We start from the raw sequence: 16,557 nt of genomic DNA, 5'->3' as shown, positions 1-16,557 counted from the left end.
ACCGCGGCGCGGTGACATTGAGGTGCAGCTCGTGGTCCTGTGTCGGGTTCGGAGATCCGTCCTTCGCATCGACGTCGAGCGAAGCGGTCAGCGTGTATTTTCCGGCCTCGAGCGCCGGGACGATTGCGTCGTAGAGAAAGAACTTTCCGCGTGCGACCATATCGGTATCCTATTCCTCGGCCTCGATATCCTCGGGCGGCTTGAAGAAGGCGGTGACTGGCTCGACATCAGGACTCGGGAGCGCTTCGAGACCGACGTCGATCGTGCCGTTGACGATGCGTGACACCAGACGGTTCGCGGGCATGCGCGCGGCGATAACGCCTTCCAGCGCGCCTTCCGCCAGGCCGGCGACCCGGACCGACATCCCCCGACCGCGGCGCCGTCCCTGCAATGCGTGGACAACGAAGGTCTTGCCGTCGAAGGGCACCAGCAGAGGGTTTTGCTTGTCGACCTCCACACCGTCGAAACTCAGCGCAAACGACGCGAGGTCCCGTGCGGTTACGATTCCGTCGAGCACCACTGCAACGCTAAGACTGGCCTGATCGAAACTCGTTTCAACCAGGCGCGACTGATCGGTCAGTTCACCTGCGCTCATCCAACCACAGCCGGCACGTTTTCCGCCCCTGGTCCGGCTTGCGCCCTCGGCGTGGACGAAGCCGCCATGGCAGCGTGCCAGCGATTGTCCGAGATAGGCGACTTCTGAGCCGTGCAGCCACCCGGCGACTTCCGCCTCGCCGGACTCGGCGCCCGCGAAGACTGCGAAGGCGCGGCACGCCTTGGGGAGCTTAGTGACGGATTCGGCAGGGTAGGCGTTGAGTTCGACGCGTCCGTCGAGCCTCAGTACCACTAGGCGCGCAATGCCGCGGATTTCGAGAGTTCCCGAATTCTCGAAGCGGGGTGAGGCCTTGGCACCGGGCAGGTCGAATACGGCGATCCGGCCCGGCGTCAGCCTGTGTGGCACGGATTTTCCACGGCGCCGCATCGAGCCTGAGCGCACCATCGCCTCGACCCCGTCGAGTTCCGACAAATCGGCACCCGAAGCCCGTCGTGCACCACGTGATCCGGGCGAGCGTGGTCCAATGGTTTCGCCTATGGAACCCGTGGCAACCAGGGTTTTACCAATCACCGGCGAGTCGGGATCGGAACGCAGGAGCACTGCCGACCGCGCGGCCTGCGCGGCCATTACCTCAGACAGAACCGGTGGCGCCACGCGTTTCAGACCCTTCGCTGCTGCCGTTGTTTCGGTAACGACGGTGGAGGCCGTCGTCTCCGCTGCGGCACGCACTGCCCGTGCCAACATGCCGCGCAGACGCGGTTCGCCGAACCTGATCCGATCCTTCGCCGCAGTCGGCTGGCGCAGGGCACGTTTGCGCCCGGCGGAGGCTGAGGCCACGATTCTCTCGGACAACAGGCCGACCCGCATCGGCACCGAGCGCTCGCGCGACCAGGAACGTCGTGCGGTCGCGCTTCGAGCGGTGCTCTGGAAACTGGTGGAGATCTTCGACATCGCTTTCGCATCGAGGCTCTGCAGCAGGGTGCGCTGAATGCGTGCTTCGCTTGCGAGACGGGCACGGAGCGAGCCGGCGGCACGCAATGGCAGGGGTTTGCGAGTACCGGGTTCGACTTGCTCGAAAGACACGCCGCCAGTGTCGGCAAGGGGGATACGGCCCTCGAAACGGGGCTTGAAAACAAGCTCGACACCCTCAGTGGCTGTGATGACTTCGCCTTTCGGAAGCTTCTTGTGGTCCACGTCCGGGGCGGCACCCCAGACGCCGATCGGGAACTTTCCGGTCGCGCGGGCGCGGACGCTGATCCGGTCTGTACGGCTCATCAGGTACGGTTCACTGCCTGGATTGCTGTCCAGACGCAGGCGCAGCGTCAGAGTGGTCTCGTCGAGCGTCTTGTCACATGGGGAAATACCCAGGATGAAAGTCGGTGCCGGCGTGTGTACCGAGACCGTTTCCTTGAAGGTCCGACTGATCGGGACCGTGCTGGTAAAGGACAGTTCGAACTCGCTCATCACATCATAGGGATGAGCGCTCGAACCATCGGGCGTTCCAGCCTCTTCCTGGCTTCCGCTGGCTGGCGGCAGGGCGCCGCGGCCCGCGATGCCCGTGAGCACCCGGGCGACGTTTCCGGGCGCGAGTTCGAGATACTTCTTCGAGAATTCGACCCAGGAAATATAGGTGAGATCCGGTGGCGAGCTGTTGCCGAAACGCACCGTAATATCGATCGGCCCCACCTCGATACGTGCTCTGCCGTGGAACTCGGGGCCGGCAACTTCGATGTAGGCCCCGAGCGAAAATGACAGCTTGATCGTGCCTAGGAAGGTCTTGATCCGGATCCCCGCCGAGACGCGTGCGTGCGCATCGGCTTCGTACCAAAACGGATCGAAGTAGACGATAGCGTTGCCGCCGAAGCTCAGATGCGCGAACGCCGGACCGAACTTGGCGCTGGCCTCGAACAGACCGCCCGCCATCACGGCCTCGGAAGTCAGTGCGAAGTAGGTCTCGGCCTTGATGACGATATGATTCGAGACCGACCAGTTGAAACCGAGCCGGGGGACGACCGGGTAGCCGTCGCGCTTGAAGTTGGGGTGATAGCCGCCCAGGGTCAGGACGAACTCGCCCGCCTTGTCGCCCTTGAACCAGCTGACATAGGCGAAGCCGCCGGTCAGCCGCGCACTGCGGTGCAGCAGCCAGGAATTGTCGGTCAGTTGAGCCTGGACCCAGATTACGCCATCTTCGCTGGAGAAGCGTGCGACCAGACCCAGCTCTATCGAGACGAGTGCCGCCTCCGGCCGCGGCAGCGCCATGCGGGCAAGTCCGAAGATGGACAATTCGAATCCCTGGCCGAATTCCACCGCGACGACGGCGATGCCGTCGACCAGGGCAAACGAAGTGAAGCTGATTCCCGCGGCGAACCAGAAACGTCCCTTGAGCGGCGGAAAACTGTCTCTGACTTCGCCCATGTATTCCATCAAGCCGCCGGGCGGATTGAACGATGGGTCTAGGGCCGCGATCATGACGAAATCGTCGAACTCGGCCATGTCGGTCGGGGGCACGACATCCCGGTTGATGCCGAGCCCACCGCCTATGCCTGTGAGAAAGAATGCGGGTGGACCGCCAAAAGGTCCCAGCACCGCACCGAATGCGAAGAATGCGCTGTAGCGTTCGTGGTCCTCGACCGAAGCGTAGCCGCCGAATATCGAAAGCCCGTAGGTAGCGAAGCGGGCGGTAAGCATGCCGATATATTCGAGAACGTTCTCTTTCTCGAACTTCCGCAGGCCACCGGCGAGGCTTACGCCCGAAATGTCCGCCGAAATCGCCAGACCGGCCAGATCCACCTTCCAGGACGAGGCATCGAAGATACTGCCCTGGTCAAGTCGGTAAGTGATGCCCAGATCGTCGACTGCCGCCTCCAGTCCGGCAATCGAGACATTGCCGTCGAAGAGCAGCGAGAGCGACTGCAGGGTATCGTTGTGGGTCTGCGTCCCGAGGCCGATCTGGTCGATGTAGATCGGCCCGAACTGGCTACGTATCGGCAGCCACCAGGGACCTTCACCGTCGCCTGCGACGAAGCGGAAAGCGATGCCGCCACCCTGCGCGGACGGTCTTGTCTGAATGGACAGCGCGGGACTGAAGGCCGGAGCCAGGGACGCATCGCCATCGTTCGTCTCGGCCAACATGCCCTGGGCAACGCTGTTGTCGCCCTGCGCAGAGCCGACTGCTACCGCGATTTCGGACAGCTGAACCTGCGCACCGCCCAGATTCTCGGTGTCGTTGATGGCTGCATAGACGTGGAACGCGATCGAGCCGAGCGCGATCGGGCTGTCGAGTAGCGGTGCGTTGCTGCGACCGACCCGGAGCCCGATCCCGTTTACGGACAGGGCTGGGTCGAAATCGAACGCTCCCCCGTTGTCCTTGATCAGGCCGAGAACCACGCCTGCAGGGGGTTCGCCGATGATCCAGCGATTGTCGTTCTCGAGCCAGACTGAAACGTCGCCGTTCACGATGGCCAGTCGGTCGGTCAGGTTGAGGCTCAGACCGATCGACCCCGACGCCTCGGCCAACCCGATGCTTAGCTCGCCGCCGATCGTCACCGATGGGTTCGCCAGGACAATATTATTCAGAAGCGTGAAAACCCTCGCCAGCTTGCTGTCGAGCAGGTCGCTGGCGCTTTCGCTGGGATTGGGAATGACGCGGAACAACTCCGCATCCAGTCCGCCATTTGGCGTCAGTGCGACTCCGGCCAGGAGTTCGCGGATAGTCGTCGATCCGACCGGGCGGTTCATAATCTGCCGCATCTCGTCAAGTTCCATGATGAAGGAACCGATGAGGTCGATGGCGAAATGCATGATGCCGCCCGCAATCTCGGCCGGCGTATCTGAACCAAAGCCGAGGCTGAAGTTGCCGGTGTCAAAGGCGTAGCGCAACGCCAGTGCGTTGGTGTTGGCGGCATCCACCGCAAGTCCCACCGCGATGTTCGGGGCGGATGCGCTGCTGCCGACGTCGACCGACACGACCGGACGCAGGTCGATACTGTCCGTCAGCGGGACCTCCGCAGGTCCGAGCGTGGCCGACAGGCCGATCAGGCCGGTGGCATCGAACGCAAGGCTCGTATTGACGCTGCGGAGGAACGGGATTGCCGTGACCGCGGCGCCAAGTTCTATCGAGAAGGGGCTCGCGTTGAATCCCAGCGTCACCGTCGAACCGGCGGTTCCCGCATTCTGCAGCTGGATCCGGACACCGCTCGCCAAGGACGTGACGTTGATCCCCGGGGGCAACGCAGGGGCGAGGCGGCTGAGTCCCGAACCCAGCAGCTGGGGCCATCTATTCTCGAGCCTGGTGACCGGGTCGCTTGCCCAGGCGCTTAGCGCGGCCGCATCGAAACTGCCGCTACTGCGCAACGACAAAGCGTCTCCGACATCGGCCAGAAGGTCGCCCGCGGCGGAATGGGTGTCCACGATGGCGTCGAGTGCGGCGGGCAGCGCGGCTATGATGCCAGCGGTCGTCAGTTGCGCGAGACCCGCAGTATCCGGGTAGATTTCCAGGTCGGTGCCGGCTGCATTGCGAAGAAACAAATGGGCGCTGCTGCCGGTTACCGACAGATGGACTGCCTGCCGCCCTGGGGCGCTGCCGCCGCTCAAGCCGACAAATGTCGATATGGCCGGTTGCAGCCTTCCGTCGCTGGTGAATCGCAGTCCGAAACTGCCTCCGAAATCCACATCGGATGCGGGCAGAAACTGCGAGGGGTCCAGTGACAGATCCAGTACCAGACCCCCATCGTTTCGTGCGCGAAGTTCGATGCCCGATTCTATCCGCCACACGCCCGTGGAGCCGGGAAGGTTGACGAACGGGCGCAGTGCATCCATCACCGCAATGACCCGATCCGCATGGATCGTCGTTCCGGAAGAATCCCCGAACACGGTATCCTGCTTCAGCCAGAGTCCCGGTTTGATGAACAGCAGCGGCGGTACGACGACGCGGTCACCTCCGGGCCGGGGCTCGATGAGCCCAAAGGCGGCAAGCGCTGCGTCGAGCACCGGCTTCACGCCCAGGTCCGAGTTCCGCAGGCCGTCCAGCAAACGCGAAAACGCTGTCGCAGCCATCGTCGGCAGGGCTGTCTTGCCCAACCTCGGCAGGTCAGGTGACGGCCAGAGCGGCATGGTCGCCGGGAGCCCTCCGAGTGCACCGGCATCCGCGGCGGCAAAGTTCAGATCGGCGCTGAATGGCGCGAAGTTGATCGCGAGATTGGTGCCGGTCGTGCGGCCTAGACGCAGCGATCCCAGAAGGCTCCCGCTCGTCGCAGCATTCGCGGATAGTGACCATTCGCCAAAGAACGACTCGCCGGTGGTACCGTTCAGCGCAACACCGAGCTTGCCGGTTGCCGGATCGAAACTCAGCCCCGAATGCCCACCGGCCAGCTCGACGAGCAACGTTTCCAGCTTGTTGCGAAGTGCGGGCGTAGATAACAGTTCCCGCACCCGCGCGGCCGGGTCGTCTATCCAGTTGGACAGGGACATCGCATCGAAACTGTCCCCACTGCCCAGAATTCCCGCGGCGCGCAGGGCTTCGGCCACCCGGGTCAGGGCGGTATCGCCGCTCAGGGTCAATTCCTGCGCGAGCTTCGACAGCAGCTCGCGAATCTCGGGAGTGGCCGGTGCGGCAAGGCCATCGATTCCCAGATCGCTCTCGGCCACGTCGGCCGAAAGTACAAGACGCGGAAATGCACGGCCCTCGATACGCAGACCGTGAAGAATGATATCGCAACGATCCAGGCTCGCGTCGGCCGTTCCTCCTAGTGCGGTTCGAAGGGATATCTCGACCGACCGCAATTCGAGTTTAAGCGGCAGTGCGGTAGTCGCCGGCCCGCCGAACAGCCAACCGTCCTGACGGCGGATTTCGCAGGCAATGACAAGCCTGCGTGCCTGGCGGGGCTTGGGCAACGGCAGCGCACCACTGGCATCGATGTCGACTCCAAGGAGTTCGACCAGGGCATGGCCCTCGGCCGCCAGCGCATTCGGCGACATGGCGGAGGACAAGGGCACCCAGGCGCCGAACGATGCCGAGGTGATTTTCTCCGAGGCTCTCGCGCTGCTGCGGCGTTGCGCGTTGAGGCTCAGCCCCGCTGCCAGAACGGCGGTCATCGCCCGCCGAACGCTGCCCACATCGAATACGCCGTAGAGCAGATGGATATCCAGACCGGCGCGTTTGGCTCCGGTCCAGCCTGATGGCGGAGATAGTTCGGCGACGTTGCGTGCCGCGGGCCCAAGGCGTGCGGCGATCAGGCTACGTGCGGCAGCCAGGTCGGGATCGTCAGGTTCGGACTCGGTCTTTTCCGGCAGGAACTCTGCGAGACGGCGCAGCATCTCGGCGCCGGATCCAGCCAGCGCGACGGGCGCCTGGCCGGCCTCGACCGGCAGCCCTGCGACTACCAGCGTGTCGAGGCCGGCGCCCATCTCGTCCAGGGCAAGCCAAGCCGCGTGGCCCGCGGGGGCATCTGCGACGACCACCGTTCCCGCCTGCGCAGCGATCAGTGACAGTCCGTGTTTAAGACGGGCCACCTGGCCGAGTACGCCGTCCGGATCGCCCGCGTCGAGTGCCGCACCGCTTCTGGGCGCCAGAAGGATGTGCCAATCGCCGCTCGAAGCCGGAAGCGGCGTAAAGGCCAGCGGATCGCGGCCGGTTTCACGCATGTCCAGAATACGTGTGGAATCCCAGGACGGGTCCACAGCGACATCGGGATCGAGCACCTGCACCGTGATTGTGGTGGCGGGGGAGGTGCCGAGAACCGCAGCGAGATCGAGTGCGCCCACAAGTGCGTTCGCGGTCTGGTTCGTTATCAAGTGAAGTGTGGCCGCAGGTACGGTTCCCGAGGGTGGACGGACCAGACCGTCGCTGCCCAGCCACAATTCAGCGATCGCCTGAAGGCCAGTGTTCAACACCTCTTGAGTGATGCCGGCGCCGAATGGACCGGTAATCGCCGGATACTCGCTGAGGAGCGCGCCGGCCAATGCACCTGCATCCAAACCCCCGCTGCCGGGACGCCAGTTGCGCAGCGCCCCGCAAAGCAGAGAGTCGGGGATGGCCAATGGCACGTCAGGTTCGCGCCAGACCGCGACCGCGGGCAGCCCCGCATCGTTGGCTAAACCGATTCGCCACGGGGCGTTGAAGCTGCCGCAGCCCTCGACGCTGAACGCCGTGCCCGTCCTCGCCGAAAGGAGTTTCGCCAGCGGTTCCAACTGTTTCGACAGCTGGTTCTCGCTGTCTGCCAGCAGGTCCGCGAGCCAGGCCCGGATGGCCGCGGGCGCGTCTGAGATCAGCGCGGCCAAGCGCAAGCGGTGCCGTGCCGGTGCGCCGAGGATCTCGGCCGGACGCCGCCAGCCCAACACCTCGACCAAATCGTTCAACCATGGGTTATCGAGTTGGCGCGTCAGCAGGGCCGCAATTCTCTCGAGCGCATCCCAATGCTCCTCGGTGAGCGATGCGACGAGGTCATCGAAATCCCCCGAGAAGTCGGGTAGCGACATCGGGATCCTGACTTCGTCGAGATAGACGGCGGGATTGGGCGCCTCATGGCGGATGCTCAGGCCGGCGTCGGCGGTCCAGCGGGCCAAGATGCCGATGTGGTCGACCTCCAGACGCAAGCCGCCCTGATCGGTGCTTAGGCGGTTGCCGCCGCGAGCGCGGCCGAGGACACGCGCGGTGATCTCGGGCAGGAACCCCGAAGCTCCGGTGTCGAGGGCGATGGAGACAAGCGTGATCCGGACCCGGGTCTCGATGACCGTGCAACGTTCGCCCAACGAATCGACGCTGCGGTTGAACCCAACCCCGATGAAAAGTTTGCCGGCGGCGTCGTGCCAGAACACTAGCTGCAGGCCCGCGGCCAGCGGCAGGCCCCAAGGCACGGACTCCGAACCGCTTCCGGTCACCATGCCCGGCGTGGCGTCACCGGTGATCAATTGCCGCACGGAGGCGAGGACGGTCGGCATGTCGCCGGCGTGACTGTTCAGCACATCTTGCCAATGCGACTTCAATGCCCCGAGCGGATCGCTGAGAAACGCCAACAGGTCGATTGTCGGATATCCCGCACCGGCTCCCGCAGGCGCCGCCCAGCCGAGCGTGACGGCGATAAGATTGCCCGCCGGACCAAGGTTGCCCAGCACCTCGCTCAAGGCATCGGTGGCGGCCTGCGCTGCGGCCGCAGCCACGGCGTCCGGGTTGGTCAGGTCGAGGCGCGCGTGCGTGGTATTGAAGATTACGGCATCCCGCACCTCGACAATCAGGACCGGCCGCCGGGACTGATCCAGGCCGAAGCCGAGCGCGAACGTGTCGATCGAAACGTCGGTCATCGACACGCCGGATAGGTCGAACCGCGCCTCGGCGCGCAGCCCGGGCACCGCGGTCGCCGAGCCGGCACCCAGTTCTATCCGTGCGAGGTCCGCGGTGATGCCGATCTCGGTAGTGCCGCTGATCAGCCCGAAAGCCGTCGAAAGCGTAATGATCGGCCGTCCGGAGGCGCCCATAACCGCGCCGACGCCTATCTTCAACCGGGCGCCACCGACCGGCAGCAGCACATTGTCCCCGGAGACTGAAGCACCATTCGCCAGCAGGTCGGCCAGCGCCTGCAGCCAAGCCGTTCGCGTTGCCGGATCTCCCAGCGCGTCCGCGAGCCAGTCCGCAAGCGCTTCTACGCCGCGCGCCAGGATGTCCTCGACCGGCAGGTCGGGAATGACTGCATCGTCCGCCAGTCCGATCAGTCTGGCGAATGCCGTGATCTGCGCCCCGGCGCCGGCGTCTACCTGGGCCCTGATCAGGGCGATGATCAGATCCTGGCCCGCGTCGCGCAGCGCCTCGGGGTCGGCGAGGCACAACACGAGATCGCGGGATGTGGATTCGCCGGGCAGTTGCAGCCTGCGAAGGGTCAATCCAACTTGAGGCAGACTATCGCTCGGGTCTGTCGGAATCAGCAACCTGAGCCCGACGGCGCCCAGACCCGCGGCACCGGGTTCGGGCGTGACTGTAGAAATCGTGATCTCGCTCGTCAGCACGATATGGCCGCCCGGGTTTCCCACCAGCGCCGGCGACAGCGGCGAAGCGGCCGTACCCTCGCCATCCACCTTGGATACGCGGAAGGTCGGGAACATCAGCGACGATTCGCTTCGCGTCAGCGGATCGTAGGTCTGAAAACGCACGCCCAGAAACAGGTCCACCTCATTTGCCGGCTGGTCATCCACCACCAGGAAGAACTTGACCCCGGAACCGTTCCGGCTTTCGGAAAACAGTTCGATCCATTGCCGACTTTCAGCGTCCCGCTCGGTTGAGGCGTCTCGTACGTTTTCGATGAAATCGAGCAAAGCCTCTCGCTGGTATTGTTTGCCCAGGATTGTCTTGAGGTAGCTCTCCGGATCACCAAGCCAGTCGTTGTTGAAGTCTCCGCCGTCCGTAACGAGCCCGAGAGCGGACAACAGCTCGCTCATATCTCCAAAATCACTGGCCGAGAAAGCGCTCATCGTATCTGCCCCTTGAACCTGAATCGGGCTTGGCTTTCGATCGTGAGCTGACCCCGCTGTGCAATGAGGGCGCGGGGAACAAGACGTTCGTTCTCGACATCACGCCCTGATGCGCCGGCCATGCTTACGACGGCATCCATCAGCGCGCCGTAGGCGAGGGCGATCAATGCGTCGCCCCAGACATGGGCAACGACGGCATTTCCGGCCGGGCGCAATACGGTCGCCGCGACGAGGCCGGCCAGGCGATCCTCACTGCCGACAGCAAAGGGTACCTGCATCACTGCCTTCAGCCGGTCAGCGACTACCGGAATATCGATCCGGATCTGGCCCTTGGTGACGGCGGCCTTGATCCGATCGACATGTACGATGATCTGATTGACTCCGTCGTCCCAGACCACGCTGTTCTGAGCGTCTGATCGGGCGACAGCGGCCAGACGCAGAAGGCGCGTCAGTGCGGACGAGGCGACCGGCAGGTCGACACCTTTGTCGCCTATGGGCAGCGGATGAAGCGGGAGAGTTTCGGGAAGATGTTCACGAATCGATTTCATCACCGCGGTCGTGACGAAATCCAGCGTGTCGACCGTAGGGAGGTCCGATCGCGATGTTATCGCCGATACCAGCGTGGTCAGTTCGCCGGCTTTCAGTACGGAAACATTAACGCCACCGGGTTTCTCCAGACGTTCTGCTTCGGTTCCTGAGAGGCCTGAGGGGCGGATATCCTTCAGAATCTCCTTGAGACGACGGCGTGCGTCTGGCGAGAGATCTTCCGCTTCGCCCAGATTCCGAAGTCTTTTCTCGAGTTCTTGCGCACTTATGCTGGCTCTAGGTGTCGGACGGCGACTCATGACTCCCCCTCACCGGCGTTTCACGTCAAGGCCTGCAAACAGCCCATTCCATGTAAACGCCATCCAGAGATGACGGAGTTCTCGGATCGTCCGAGTCTTTACTTCCTGGTCGAGCGAAGTATCAGATCAGCGGCAAATCCGAAAACGAACCAGGTTGCAATGAATCCGGTTAACTCAAGGGTGAAGCTGCCCCATTTGAAGTAGATCTGAGCGATGAACAACGCTGCGAGAAACGGAAGCAGTTCCCGTTCGAGAATAGCCCTGAAACTGTGTGTCTTGATCAGCGAATACACGACAGCCCCCTTAATAGTCCGACTATTAGTCGGGTTTTTGGTATAGTAAAGACGACTGTTACCCCAGAGTCAACATTCATCCGACGAACGTCACGGATGAGAATTTTCGGAATGTTTCGGCCGAACCGTCCGGAAATTGTCCGATTTCCGTGCCAGTCGCGATCCCTGACTCGGCGTCTCAAACGGATCGAGCGAAGTGCGTTGGCTCCAATTCAGGAGTACGCGTTTCCAAACGCTGTCCGTTCATGGTTTGAGCCGGTAGACATTCGTTGCACGCTGTTCGAAACCAACGCGTCGGTAGAGCCGATTGGCGGCTTCGCGCTCGGGGCGCGAGGTCAGATCCAAGGTCTTGGCTTGCAGCGTACGGGCCAGTTCGACAGCCGTTTCCAGCAGGGCCTGTGCGACGCCGCGGCCGCGATCGGCTTCATTGACGATGACATCCTCGATCCAGGACCGCACACCGGTCGGGATGCGGAACGCGGCGAGGGTGAGTGCTCCCAGCAGACGGCCGTCTTCCCTGGCCGTCAATATGTGTGTCGCATCGGAATCAATGATGGCGCGCAGCTCTGCCTCGCCCAGCGGTAGGGCAGAGCTGGATAGTTGAGGTAGCAGCTCATTGAGTTCCGACAGCAAGGTTACTTCGAAACGGGTCACCAGTTCGATCTGCATGTTCGGGTCCATAGGCGTCGACGAGAACCCAAGTGTAGCCGTCGTCGAATGTGCCGGATTATCGCGAGTCTTGCTGAATCAGTGTCGAATCATCGGGCCCGACACGCTGCACCAAGGATTGCACGGCTGAGGCCGACTCCTCTACTCCTCGGCGAGTTCGGCTTCCCAGCTGATGATGTGCTTGGCTGGCACGAGTTCGCGCAGGCGCGGCATGATGCGTTGGATCACCTCCGGCTCGTCGAACACCTCCAGCACCAGAGGCAGGTGGACGTTCAGGCGCAGCAGATCGTCAGCCTGCACGACCCCGTGCGCGCCAAAGCCGGCGACACCGCGGAACACGCTCGCGCCGCGTACCTTGTGTTCGTCGTGCAACAGGTGAAACAGTTCCTTCATCAGGTTGTGGTGATCCTGGGTCTTGTCGCCTTCCTTGAAGTACAGACGAACGATTTTAACGGTGCTGGACATGATCAGGCTCCGAGATTGCGAGACAGGAAGGCGCCAAGGATGGCGGCGAACAGCGACAGCACGACGGAAGCGCCGATATAGAGCAGGCCGCGCAGTGTCTCGCCGCCCTCGAACAGGTTCATCGTCTCCAGGGAGAAGGTGGAGAAGGTGGTGTAGGCGCCTAGGCCACCGGTAAGCAGACCGGTACGCAGAGCGGGCGCCATGGTGATGCGCTCCAGCGTTTCGAAGAACAGGAAGCCCATGAGAAAGGAGCCGAGTACGTTGATGGTCAGCGTGGCCCAAGGAAACTGATTCCCGAACAGAGTCTGCACCAGCAGCGTTTGACCGTAGCGAGCCCAGGCGCCGAGCGCGGCGAACATGGCGATGGAAAGCAGGGTCAGGGGCATGAGGTCTCCTTTGTTGTGATGATCATGGGGTCAATAGAAAAATACTGCCGCGAACACGGCAAGCAACAGCAGGCCGACGATGGCGATGTAGTCGTTGAGAAAGCCGGATTGTAGCCTGCGGAAGGCATGGGCCGCGCGTTCCACCAGGCTCACGGCGGGTTTGAACAGCAGCGGTGTGAATATACTGGACTGCGTATAGCCGAAGCGCAGAGCGCGTACGAAGTAGCGCTGGCTGGCGTAGTCGCGCCGCGTGTCGTTGGTCGGTCGATACACGAAGCCGTAGAACACGCGCATGGCATTGGAGAATGCGAGCGACGTGGTGGCAGTGCGCGGCGCCACGGGCAGACCGCCGCTCCACAGCGGTGCGCGACGCAGGCCGCGGCGTCCGACAGCCAGCCATACCGCGAACAGCGCCGGCAGGGAAAGCAGAGGGCCAACGAGCATCAGCATAGCTGGGGAGATGAAGGCGAATCCTGCACTGAGCGGCACCAGCAACGCTCCGTGCACCATCGCAGGCGCTGCATGCACGATCCCCTCAGGCCAGGAGTTGGCGGCCAGCAGCGGCAGCAGCCAGACCAGCACTACCGCGAGCCCCGGCACGGACAGGCCGTTAATCAACACCGCCAGACGATAGCGTGCAGCGGGCGCTGCGCCTTCTCCGCGGCCGAGCAGGCCTACGCCGAGCAGCTTGACGAAGGTGGCCAGAGCGAGGGCGGCCGTCAATGCGACGCCGGCACCCGCGAGAGCAAGCGCTATTCGTGGGCCTTGGCCGTGTAGAGCGAAGTCGTGAAAGATGGTCTGGAACAGATACCATTCGCTGACGAAGCCGATGGTCGGCGGCATGGCGGCCAGGCTCATGCCGGCGAACACCGCCCCCAGGCCAAGCGTCAATGGTGCCCGGCGCAACAGCCCGCTCGGTTCGATGGCGTAACTGCCGGCTGCGGAGCGCACGCCGTCAGCGGTGAACAGCAGCGTCCCCTTGGCAAGGGCGTGGCCGCCAAGGTGGATCAGGCCGACCAGAAAAGCGAGGGCGGCAAGCTGCGCTTGAGCCTGCGCACGGAAGACCAGTGCTGCGCCGAGTGCGACCACTGCCAGACCGGCGTTCTCGGCCGTGGAATACCCGAGTAGTCGGCGCCAGTCGCTTTCCTGCAGGGCGAAAAGAATAGCGAGTATGGCCGATACGGCGCCCAGCGCCAGCAGAACGATACCTAGCGTCATGGCCACCGCGCCGCCCGGCGCCCAGTCCAACAGCGCACGGGCGAGCACGAACCACGCCGCGTTGAGAAACAGGCCCGAGAGCAGCGCGCCGCTGCTACCGGAGGCGCGGCCGTAAACGTTCGGGAACCATTCGTAGAAAGGCAGCAGGCCGAGTTTGGCCCCGGTGCCGACGATGAACAGCAATCCGAGCAGCATCGCCGGCCAGAACCCGATGTTCTGAAAGCGTTCCGCGACCGCCGCGAAACCGGGGCCACCCGTACCGAGCGCGCTCAGCGCCAACAGCAACGCCACGGCGCCTACTTCCAACAGCGCGAGCATGAACAATCCGGCGATTCCGCCTTCAGCGTCGTCGCCGTCGGCCAGCAGCATCAGCGCTCCGCCCAGGCTCATCGCTTCCCAGGCGATCAGCAACGCTATGCCGTCGCGCAGGCCGAATACTCCCAGCGCACCGAGCAGTCCGAGCGCGGCGCCGAAGGTCCAACGGTCGGAACCGCCCCGTCCCGAGCCTCCCAGAGCGGCTGCACAGCTAGCCGGTAGCGCAGCCCAGAGAATCAACCACAGCGCGGCCTCATCCAGTGAGAAATGAACGTGGAAACCACCAAGCGTGGCCAGTTGGACGACTGCACTACCGCCTTGTACAAGTCCCGTCGCGGCGCCGATCATGCAGGCTACGCCGCCGGCTGCCAGCGTCCACCGGCCCGCGCGTCCGCCCAAACCCACCAGGGCGAACAGCGCCGCAAATATCCACAGAATAGTGGCCACCGCGATCCAGGACAGCACCGGCTCAGTCGCGTGCATGTTCGTTCTCCTCCGCCCCGCGGCGTGGCGGACGGCGTTCCAGCAACACCAGCAGCGCGTCTATGAACGCAGCGGGATTGGGTGGACATCCGGGCAGCCAGAGATCCACCGGCAGGATTCCCTCCACGCTCTCATAGCAGGCGTATCCTCCGCCGTTCACTCCACCACCCGTCGCGCAGGTTCCCGCCGCCATTACCCAGCGCGGCTCGGGCATGGCTGCATAGGTCGCCTCCAAGGGTGCGCGCATCGCGCGCGTCACCGGCCCGGTCACCAGTAGCAGATCGGCAAAACGCGGCGAGGGCGTGAAAAAGATGCCCAGCCGATGCAGGTTGTAGAACGGGTTGTTGAGCGCCTGGATCTCGGACTCGCAACCGTTGCAGGAACCGGCGTCGACGTGGAGCACGTGCAGGCTGCGCCCGAAAGCGCGTTCGATCGCGGTGCGCGCTTGTGCTTCGCGTTGAGCAGTAACGCCACGCAGGGCCTCGCGATCGCGGGTACCGAAGGCCCAGTCGTGAGTGGCTTCAAGCGCCTCTTCGGGGCAAATTTCGACGCAGAGTTGGCAGGCGATGCAGCGCCCGTAGTCGAGCGTCGCTGCGTTTTCGCCGGTCAGGCTCAGTGCGCCGCTCGGACAGCTGTCCACGCAGGCCGAACAGTCCGGTGCGCAGCGTTCGGCTTTGAGGCGCGGCATACCGATGACGCCGTCCTGGCCGGTTGGCCCGTCGCGAAGAGGCCAGCCTGTGGTGGCGCGTCCGGCGCGTAGGCCGGTTAGTGTCCAGAAGGGCATCTGATCTCTCCTTTCTGGGTATTTTCGGTTAAGCGTCGGGGCGCTGTTTCAGGCGCGTTGCCGCGTTCGGGAAAAAGCAACGGCCTCGATTCGCGCGCGAAACCACCCGCCAAAGGCGCTCGAATAATAAAAGTCATCACCGATCGCACCCCGCAACGGTAAGGCCGAAACTCGCTTCGTTGATGGCGTAGTCCATCATATTGGTGTCATGGACGGTGTATGGGAACACACGCCAGTTGGAGAACGATGGGGATTTGATTTTGACCCGTGCTAGGCGGCCGTCCCTGCCGAACGAGATCGCGTAGAACAGTGTACCGCGGGGGGATTCGGCCCAACCCAGGCCCTCCGCTCCCACGGACGGTGCCGGCAGGGAAGAGCGAATTTCTCCGGCTTCGAGGCGTGCCAGCGCCTGGTAGATCAGGCTTAGGGATTCGTGCAGCTCGCGCATACGCACCTTCGCACGGGCGTGCGCGTCACCGTGTTCCTCGACCGGCACGTCGAAACGCAGTTGCGCATAAGCGGCATAGGGATGATCGCGGCGCATATCGCGATCGATACCCGAAGCGCGTTCGACCGGCCCGGTCGCGCCCTGGTCGTAGGCGATCCGGCGGGTGAGCGGGCCGGTGGTCATGAGCCGGTCGAGATGGCTCTGGGTATTCTCCATATCACGCAAATAGCGCTCGATGTCACGCTGCAGCTCGCGCAGCTCGCGGTCGAGGTCCGTGAAATCGAGATCGCGGCGCAGCCCGCCGGGTGCAAGCAGTGAGCGTGGCAGTCTACTGCCGGTATGGCGGGCGATGAGCTGTTTGACGCGTTCCTCCAGAAGCAGTCCCTGCGCCTCGCCGACCTTGAGCGTAGTGGTCTGACACAAATGACCGAAGTAGTGCAGGTGGTTGTACAGACGCTCCAACTCGGCGAGGATCACTCGCAGCTGCTGTGCCCGCTTGGGAACGATGAGATCGAGTGCGTCCTCTACCGCCTGGCAGTAGGCCAGGGCGTGAGCCAGGCTGCCGACTCCGGAGACTCGCTCCGCCAGCACGACTGCCTGCGCAGCCGTACGGCCTTCGAAGCGCTTTTCCATCCC

The 16,557-nt window shown here is 63.6% G+C and carries 8 protein-coding genes; all 8 read right to left on the bottom strand.

Features of this window, described 5'->3' with window-relative positions; translation table 11 throughout:
• Positions 1-169: 169 nt before the first annotated feature.
• The gene (locus tag P8014_RS11415) at positions 170-9,982 is read right to left on the bottom strand and encodes a DUF6603 domain-containing protein (protein WP_337817452.1); all 9,813 of its coding nucleotides are present in this window, start codon (positions 9,980-9,982) and stop codon (positions 170-172) included.
• Positions 9,983-10,011: 29 nt separating this feature from the next.
• A complete protein-coding gene (locus P8014_RS11410; RefSeq protein WP_337817451.1) occupies positions 10,012-10,860 on the bottom strand; it encodes a hypothetical protein in 849 nt (282 codons plus the stop codon).
• A 536-nt stretch (positions 10,861-11,396) separates the two neighbouring features.
• Complete coding sequence (locus tag P8014_RS11405; RefSeq protein WP_337817450.1) at positions 11,397-11,822, bottom strand: GNAT family N-acetyltransferase; 426 nt, start codon at positions 11,820-11,822, stop codon at positions 11,397-11,399.
• Positions 11,823-11,963: 141 nt separating this feature from the next.
• On the bottom strand, positions 11,964-12,287 hold the full coding sequence (locus P8014_RS11400; protein WP_337817449.1) for a DUF190 domain-containing protein: 324 nt from the start codon (positions 12,285-12,287) through the stop codon (positions 11,964-11,966).
• 2 nt (positions 12,288-12,289) lie between these two features.
• Positions 12,290-12,673: a fluoride efflux transporter CrcB gene (gene crcB, locus P8014_RS11395; RefSeq protein WP_337817448.1), complete on the bottom strand. Its 384-nt coding sequence runs from the start codon at positions 12,671-12,673 to the stop codon at positions 12,290-12,292.
• 30 nt (positions 12,674-12,703) lie between these two features.
• Positions 12,704-14,689: a proton-conducting transporter membrane subunit gene (locus tag P8014_RS11390; protein WP_337817447.1), complete on the bottom strand. Its 1,986-nt coding sequence runs from the start codon at positions 14,687-14,689 to the stop codon at positions 12,704-12,706.
• Complete coding sequence (locus P8014_RS11385) at positions 14,676-15,473, bottom strand: 4Fe-4S binding protein (protein WP_337817446.1); 798 nt, start codon at positions 15,471-15,473, stop codon at positions 14,676-14,678. The genes P8014_RS11390 and P8014_RS11385 overlap by 14 nt, the downstream gene beginning before the upstream one ends.
• A 136-nt stretch (positions 15,474-15,609) precedes the next feature.
• The coding region (locus P8014_RS11380; protein ID WP_337817445.1) for a nickel-dependent hydrogenase large subunit at positions 15,610-16,557 on the bottom strand (948 nt) is incomplete at its 5' end.

The sequence above is a fragment of the Acidihalobacter sp. genome, from assembly GCF_037381185.1.
Classification (GTDB): domain Bacteria; phylum Pseudomonadota; class Gammaproteobacteria; order DSM-5130; family Acidihalobacteraceae; genus Acidihalobacter_A.
Note: the sequence above shows the minus strand (reverse complement) of the source record. Positions and strands in the feature narration are given on the sequence as shown.

What these genes read in the sequence shown, in the direction of transcription:
- P8014_RS11415 (WP_337817452.1), bottom strand. Translation starts at nt 9,982, where the DNA reads ATGAGCGAGCTGTTGTCCGCTCTCGGGCTCGTTACGGACGGCGGAGAC.
- P8014_RS11410 (WP_337817451.1), bottom strand. Translation starts at nt 10,860, where the DNA reads ATGAGTCGCCGTCCGACACCTAGAGCCAGCATAAGTGCGCAAGAACTC.
- P8014_RS11405 (WP_337817450.1), bottom strand. Translation starts at nt 11,822, where the DNA reads ATGCAGATCGAACTGGTGACCCGTTTCGAAGTAACCTTGCTGTCGGAA.
- P8014_RS11400 (WP_337817449.1), bottom strand. Translation starts at nt 12,287, where the DNA reads ATGTCCAGCACCGTTAAAATCGTTCGTCTGTACTTCAAGGAAGGCGAC.
- crcB (WP_337817448.1), bottom strand. Translation starts at nt 12,673, where the DNA reads ATGCCCCTGACCCTGCTTTCCATCGCCATGTTCGCCGCGCTCGGCGCC.
- P8014_RS11390 (WP_337817447.1), bottom strand. Translation starts at nt 14,689, where the DNA reads ATGCACGCGACTGAGCCGGTGCTGTCCTGGATCGCGGTGGCCACTATT.
- P8014_RS11385 (WP_337817446.1), bottom strand. Translation starts at nt 15,473, where the DNA reads ATGCCCTTCTGGACACTAACCGGCCTACGCGCCGGACGCGCCACCACA.